This is a genomic window from Halomonas kalidii (genome assembly GCF_030010475.1).
GTDB lineage: Bacteria > Pseudomonadota > Gammaproteobacteria > Pseudomonadales > Halomonadaceae > Halomonas > Halomonas heilongjiangensis.
Window position 1 is genome coordinate 182776 of sequence record NZ_JASCQN010000042.1, and the last position, 7304, is coordinate 190079.

Genomic DNA, 7304 nt, shown 5'->3' on the forward strand with positions numbered 1-7304 from the left:
GCTACCAAGGAGGAGTGATGCAAGTCAGCCAACTCCAGCAAGGGCTTCAGTATGCCTTCTTCACTGACGGCCACCGCCTGGTCTTCTGGTACGACGCCCCCGGGCACTTTGCCGATGCACTGGATGAGCTCTCCCTGGATGGTGTGCAGATCCTCAATATGGCCGGTGAGTCCACCTTTGGTGTGAAGCTGCGCCTGGAGCTGGATGAGCCGGAAAGGCCGACGCTGCTCTACTTCCCCTACTCTGAGCCGGCGCCGGAGGATGACTGGCTGCTGGACATCAAACTCTACTCCGGGCGTTTCTACGCCGATCAGCTGTCGATGATCTTCAACGAGCTGGGCCTCACGCGACATGCGTTGCGTGATCATCTGGCGAAGCGCCAGGCGTTCCTAGGCAGCCGCAAACGGATCGAGGCGCTCAAGCGTCTGGTGACGCCGGAGATGGACGAGGACGGCCTGGATCTGGCCATGTGCGCCGCCGTGGTGGGCGCTTCCGCCGGTGATATCGCCACGCTTCTGTTCCATCTGGCTGAAGAGGCCGTGTCCGAGGAGACGGGGCTGGAGAGCAATTCCTCCTCGCTTGAGGAGATGGCCAAGTACGCCCTGGTGCCGAGCCTGGTGCGGGCCCTGCAGCTGGAGGTGGGCTATCCCGCCACCCAGGCGGAGCTCAGTGGGGAAGCCCCGCTGCAGTTCGGCCAACTCATGCTGCGGCTGCTGACCACCGGCTACTGCGAGAGCATCTCCGAGATCCCCGACTGGGCACAGAGCCATGCGATTGCCTCAGTGAATGCTCGGGCCACCTCGCGGGCGCTGCTGTCGCGCTGGAGGGACAGCTCGCGTTTCTATCCGGCGTTCGATGTGATCTCGGGCTGGGTCGCCGAGGCGCTGCGTATCGAAGACAAGATCCGCGACGTGTCGCTTGAGCGGCTGGCCAATGTGGCCACCTTCGAGGTGGCCGAGAAGCAGATCATCGTCGACCTGTGTCTGGCCATTCCCCAGGCCGACGTTCGTGACCTGGAGATGTTCCGCGGCATTATCGCCGAACGCCTGGACGGCTACTGGGCCTCGCGGCACAAGAACGACGAGCGGCGGGCCTTCTACCGCCAGCTCTACGCCGCGCTGAACGCCGCCATCGACCTGTTCGCCCTGCGGCAGCAGCACCTCAACGGCTTTCATTACGAGAGCGTCGAGGCGCTCTATCACGCGTACTGCACTGAGCTCTACCGCTTCGATACCGCCTACCGCCACTATGCGGTGGCCTCCGACAGCTCGAGCGTGGAGCTGCTCAAGAAACTCGATGAGGCAGTGGAGCGCTGCTATGACGAGTGGTTCCTGGGGCAGCTTACCCGCAACTGGAGCGAGCGCGTTGACGCCGAGGGGCGCCTGCACGACTGGAAGCTGCCGCGCATCCCCAACCAGCAGCACTTCTTCCGTGATGTGGTGCGCCCGCATCTGGATGCCCACCGCAACAAACGCCTGGTGGTGATCATCAGCGACGCCTTCCGCTATGAGGCGGCCGAGGAGCTGCGCGAGCGCATCAACGCCAAACGCTACAGTGCGGCCACCCTAGGCAGCCAGCTGGGCGTGGTACCCAGCTACACCACCCTGGGCATGGCTTCGCTGCTGCCGCACCGGGAGCTGAGCTACCAGCCCGGCAGCGACAGCGTGCTGGTGGATGGCAAGTCGAGCCAGGGCACCGAGAACCGCAGCCAGCGCCTGAGCGCCGCCGCGGGCGGCCAGGCCATGGCCGTCACCGCCGAGGAGGTAAAGGGCTGGTCCCGCGACCAGGGGCGCGAAGCGATCAAGGGCATGCAGCTGGTCTACGTCTACCATAACGTGGTGGACGCCCGGGGGGATGCCGCCAGTACCGAGGGCGAGACCTTCGCCGCGGTGGAGGACGCCATCGAGGAGCTCGATACGCTCACCCGCAAGATCCTCATGCACCTCAACACCAGCACCGTGCTGGTCACCGCCGATCACGGCTTCCTGTTCCAGCGCAGCAAGCTGGACGCCAGCGACCGCACCAGCCTGACCGAGAAGCCGGCCGGCGCCTTCAAGAGCAAGAAGCGCTACGTGCTGGGGACGAATCTTCCGGACAACCCCAGCGTGTGGCACGGCCATATCCACGAGACCGCCGGCACCACCTGCGACACCGAGTTCTGGATTCCCAAGGGCGCTCATCGCTTCCACTTCGTCGGCGGCGCGCGCTTCGTGCATGGCGGCATAATGCCCCAAGAGATTGCTGTACCGGTGCTCACCGTCAAGCAGCTGCGCGGGGAGAAGGTCGAGAAGCGCACCCGACGCAAGGTGGACGTGATCTCGCCCAAGGCCTCTCTGAAGATGGTCAACAACATCCAGCGCTTCGACCTGCTGCAGACCGAGGCGGTCAGCGAGCAGCTCAAGCCCATCACCCTGGCCGTAGCCATCTATGAGGGCACCGAGGCAGTCTCCAGCGAAGAGACGGTGACCTTCGACAGTACCAGCGACAACATGAACGAGCGCATGAAGTCCGTGCGACTGTCACTCTCCGGCACCGACTTCGACCGCAAGCGCGACTACTTCCTGGTGCTGCGCGACAAGGACCTGGGCACCGAGCTTGAACGCTACCGAGTGGTCATCGACCTGGCTTTCACCGATGATTTCTTCTAAGCCAAGGGCCTGGCTCAGCCAGGCGCTCACGATGGCACCCTGTCACCACCGTATTCTGGAGCCTCTGGCGTGACTTTCAGCATGGACAGTGAACCGCAGCCCGATATGCCTACTCAGCCCGCCGTGGAGCAGGAGAGCGATCTCGACACCCTGCTCAACACCCACTTCGCCGGCCGGGTGGTGCGCAAGGACCTGACTCAGCGGGTCAAGGAAGGCGCCAACGTGCCGGTCTACGTGCTGGAGTATCTGCTCGGCATGTATTGTGCCACCGACGATCAGGAGGTGATCGACGAGGGCCTGAAGAACGTCAAGACGATCCTCGCCGACAACTACGTGCGCCCCGACGAGGCGGAGAAGGTGAAATCCCTGGTCCGCGAACGCGGCAGCTTCAAGGTCATCGACCGGGTGACGGTGCGCCTCAACGAGCGGCAGGACTGCTACGAGGCGGCGTTCAGCAACTTGGGCATCAAGGATGCCGAGATCTCCGCCGGTATCGTCAAGGAACACGAGAAGCTGCTGGTGGGCGGGATCTGGGTGATCGCCACCCTGAGCTACTACCACGAGGAGGGCCAGCGCGGCTCACCATTCGGGGTCAGCCAGCTCAAGCCGATCCAGATGCCGCACATGAACATGGAGGAGTTGTTCGAGGGGCGGCGTGGCTTCACCACCGACCAATGGCGCGAGGTCCTGGTGCGCTCCATCGGCATGGAACCGGCGGAGCTGGACGCCGAGGTGCAGTGGCACCTGCTGGCCCGCATGATTCCATTCGTCGAGAACAACTACAACGTCTGCGAGCTGGGCCCCCGCGGCACCGGCAAGAGCCATATCTACAAAGAGTGCTCGCCCAACAGCATTCTGGTCTCCGGCGGCCAGACCACCGTGGCCAACCTGTTCTACAACATGAGCTCGCGGCGCATCGGCCTGGTCGGCATGTGGGACCTGGTGGCCTTCGACGAAGTGGCCGGCATCTCGTTCAAGGACAAGGACGGCGTGCAGATCATGAAGGACTACATGGCCTCCGGCTCCTTCGCCCGCGGGCGCGAGCAGATGGAGGCCTCCGCCTCAATGGTGTTCATCGGCAACATCAACCAAAGTGTGGAGTCGCTGGTGAAGACCTGCCACCTGCTGACCCCATTCCCCGACGCCATGATCGACGCCGCCTTCTTCGACCGCTTCCACGCCTACATCCCGGGCTGGGAGATCCCCAAGATGCGGCCGTCGTTCTTCACCCAGCGCTACGGCTTCATCGTCGACTACCTGGCCGAGTTCTTCCGCGAGATGCGCAAGCGCAGTTTCGCCGACGCCATCGACCAGCATTTCCGCCTGGGTGACAACCTCAACCAGCGCGATGTGATCGCCGTGCGCAAGACTGTCTCCGGCCTGCTCAAGCTCCTCTACCCGCACGGCGAGTACCAGAAGGAAGACGTGCGCCAGTGCCTGGAGTACGCCCTGCAGGTGCGTCGCCGGGTGAAGGAGCAGCTCAAAAAGATCGGCGGCATGGAGTTCTACGACGTCCACTTCAGCTACATCGATAAGGAGACGCTGGAGGAGCACTTCGTCGCGGTGAAGGAGCAAGGGGGCGGCGGGCTGATCCCCGAGGGCCTCGGCAAGCCCGGCGTGGTGCACACCATCGGTCTCAGCGACAAGGGCATGCCGGGGGTCTACCGCATCGAGCTCCAGGTCACCGCCGGCAGCGGCAAGCTGGCAATGTCGGGACTGTGGAACTCCACCTCCGCCAAGGAGCAGGTCAAAATGGCCTTCGACTACTTCAAGGCCAACGCCAGCCGCATCAGCGGCTCAAGCAAGGTCCTGGAACACGACTTCCACCTGCACGTGGTCGATCTGCAGAACACCGGCGTGCTGCGAGATCTCGCCCTGGCCAGCCTGGTGGCCTTCGCGTCCGGGCTGCTGGGCCGGCCCACCCAGAGCCAGATGGTGGTGTTGGGCGACATGAGCCTGGGCGGCAGCCTCAAGCCCGTGGAGAGTCTGGCCGAGTGCCTGCAGGTGGCCTTCGACGCCGGCGGCAAGCGCGTCACCCTGCCCATGGCCAGCGCCGCGGATATCCCCACCATCCCCGCCGAGCTGTTCACCAAGTTCCAGACCAGCTTCTATGCCGAGCCGGTGGATGCCGTGGTGAAGGGGTTGGGGGTGGAGTAATGCCCCTTACCCCGACAACGATTTTGGAATGAACCTCGTGAGTACCGAACCCGAACTGATTCAGAGTCCGCTCAGCCAGTCCATCACTCGCGATGGCCATACCCTGCGGGTCGATATCTACCGGCTTGAAGACGAAACCGACTGGCTGCTGGAAGTCGTCAACGAGGATGGTACTTCCAACGTCTGGGATGACCGCTTCGCCACCGACCAGGCTGACCTGGATGCGGTACAGGCCGCCATCGATGAGGAAGGCATAGGCGCCTTTCTGGACTGACACCGACTCCGTGCAGGGGAGCGCCTGCCACTCTGTAGGCTACTCTTATATCGAAAGCATGACTTCGGGTAGCCACTCCATGACACAGCCAACACTTCTCCCTACAGACCCTTTGGAGCGGATCTTCGCCTACCGGGCCATCGACCTCCGCGACCGCTTCCCCCAGCCCCTGGAGAGCTTCCGCGAGGCCCTGGAGTGTCTGCAAAGCGAACGCTCCTACATGGCCGCCATGAGCGGCGAGATCATCGCCTACCTGCGTGGCGGCTACTCCCTGATCATTCCTGACGAATTTTTCATACGCCGCAGTTCCGAGATCGACGCAGCCCTCGTGGCGCCTGAAGAAAACGACGCGGTGTGTGCAAAGGTTGAAGCCTGGCTGCGGACGACCCTCAATCTTCGTGGCATTAATACCACCGAGGCTGTTCCCTTGGTGGAGCGACCTTACTCACTCGATCAGTTGCTTGCACAGTGCGACCCCCAGGCTCCACACACTGAAGAGTTGAAAGCCTGGCAGGAAATGCCTGACGTCGGCCGTGAGGTGGTGGAGTACCTCAACGCGAATGACGTATGGGGGGCGGCAGAAAGGGTCTTTGGGGATAAGGAGAAGGCTCGGCGCTGGATGAAAGCACCATTGAAGCAGCTGAACGGCCGCTCTCCGATTGAAGTACTCAATGAAGATCCGCAACAGGTACATGATGTGCTGATCCGGATCGAGCATGGGGTTTATATGTGAGGGAATGTCTTCTGACGACCGAGGCTGTGTGAAAACGCACCGGCCGCTATACTTTGCCAAGGTTCGCTGAGGAAATGGCGATGAAGCGATTCGTGGTAGGAGAAGCCCGAGATCAAAGCACGTTGTTCCCCGCGCTTTTGGACGACTTCATCGCAGACGATAACCCGGTCCGTGCTATTGAGGCGTTCGTGGAGGGCCTCGATCTCAGAGGGCTTGGTTTCAAGGGCGTCGATCCGCATGCGACAGGAAGGCCCGCCTATCATCCCGCTGTACTCCTGAAGCTCTATATCTACGGCTACCTCAATCGTATCCAGTCGAGTCGTCGCCTGGAGCGCGAGACGCAGCGTAATGTCGAGCTGATGTGGCTGACGGAGCGCCTGACACCGGATTTCAAGACGATCGCAGACTTCCGAAAGGATAACGGCGAGGCCATCCGCCGTGTCTGTCGAGAGTTCATCGTGCTTTGCCGGCGGCTGGACCTGTTCTCACAAGCCATCGTGGCCATCGATGGCAGCAAGTTCAAAGCCGTCAACAACCGCAACCGAAATTTCACTGCGACCAAGATGAAACGTCGCCTTGAGCAGATCGAAGAAAGTTTCAACCGGTACCTTGGTCAGCTTGATGCAGCCGACCGAGATGAGCCTGCTCTGGCCGAGGCCAAAACAGCGCACCTGAAGGAAAAAATCACGAAGCTCCGGGAAGAGACTGCACGATTACAAGCAGTTGAGGAGGAGAGGTTGAAGTCTCCCGATCAGCAAGTATCTTTGACGGATCCAGATGCCAGAGCGATGGCCACCAGTGGCAGAGGTACCGGAAATGTGGGTTACAACGTACAGACTGCGGTGGATAGCCAGCACCATTTGATTGTGGCCCATGAGGTGACCAACGTCGGGCATGACCGGGGGCAGCTCTCTAATATGGCCAAGCAAGCGCGGGAGGCCACTGGCATCAAGGAGCTGAAGGTCGTGGCTGACAGAGGCTACTTCAAGGGCGAGGAGATTCTGGCCTGTCACAAGGAAGGGATCACTACCTATCTCCCCAAGCCGCTGACATCGCCAAGCCAGGCAAAGGGCTTTTTCCCAAGAGACGCATTTCGGTATCTCCCTGAGAGCAATGAATATTCCTGCCCCGCTGGACAGCGGCTGACATGGCGGTATGAAACGTTAGATAAAGGGATGAAGCTGCATGCTTACTGGAGTTCGGCATGTGCAACCTGTGCCATGAAAGAAAAATGCACGACTGGCAAGCAACGACGGATCAAGCGCTGGGAGCATGAAGATGTGCTTGAAGCCGCACAGTCACGCCTCGATTGGAATCCAGAGATGATGCGCCTAAGGCGACAAACGGTGGAGCATCCCTTTGGCACGCTGAAGGCTTGGATGGGGGCGACACACTTCGCGACAAAGCGGCGCAGAAATGTGAGCACGGAAATGAGTCTTCATGTGTTGGCGTACAACCTGAAGCGTGTCATAAAGATCTTGGGAGTCAATGG

Annotated in this window: 5 protein-coding genes; all 5 read left to right on the forward strand. The window is 61.4% G+C overall.

What is annotated here, in order from left to right:
- The first annotated feature begins 17 nt into the window (after window positions 1–17).
- Window positions 18–2648 carry a BREX-1 system phosphatase PglZ type A gene (gene pglZ, locus QLQ85_RS14555; RefSeq protein ID WP_282739658.1) on the forward strand — a complete coding sequence of 877 codons (2631 nt, stop codon included), beginning with the start codon at window positions 18–20 and terminating at the stop codon, window positions 2646–2648.
- A gap of 105 nt (window positions 2649–2753) precedes the next feature.
- Window positions 2754–4805, forward strand: coding sequence for a protease Lon-related BREX system protein BrxL (gene brxL / locus QLQ85_RS14560; RefSeq protein WP_282739659.1), 2052 nt, complete (start codon window positions 2754–2756; stop codon window positions 4803–4805).
- 28 nt (window positions 4806–4833) lie between these two features.
- A complete protein-coding gene (locus QLQ85_RS14565) occupies window positions 4834–5079 on the forward strand; it encodes a hypothetical protein (protein WP_282739660.1) in 246 nt (81 codons plus the stop codon).
- A 79-nt stretch (window positions 5080–5158) separates the two neighbouring features.
- Window positions 5159–5812, forward strand: a complete 654-nt coding sequence (locus tag QLQ85_RS14570) for an antitoxin Xre/MbcA/ParS toxin-binding domain-containing protein (protein WP_282739661.1) — start codon at window positions 5159–5161, stop codon at window positions 5810–5812.
- 80 nt (window positions 5813–5892) lie between these two features.
- The coding region (locus tag QLQ85_RS14575) for an IS1182 family transposase (protein ID WP_282737540.1) at window positions 5893–7304 on the forward strand (1412 nt) is incomplete at its 3' end.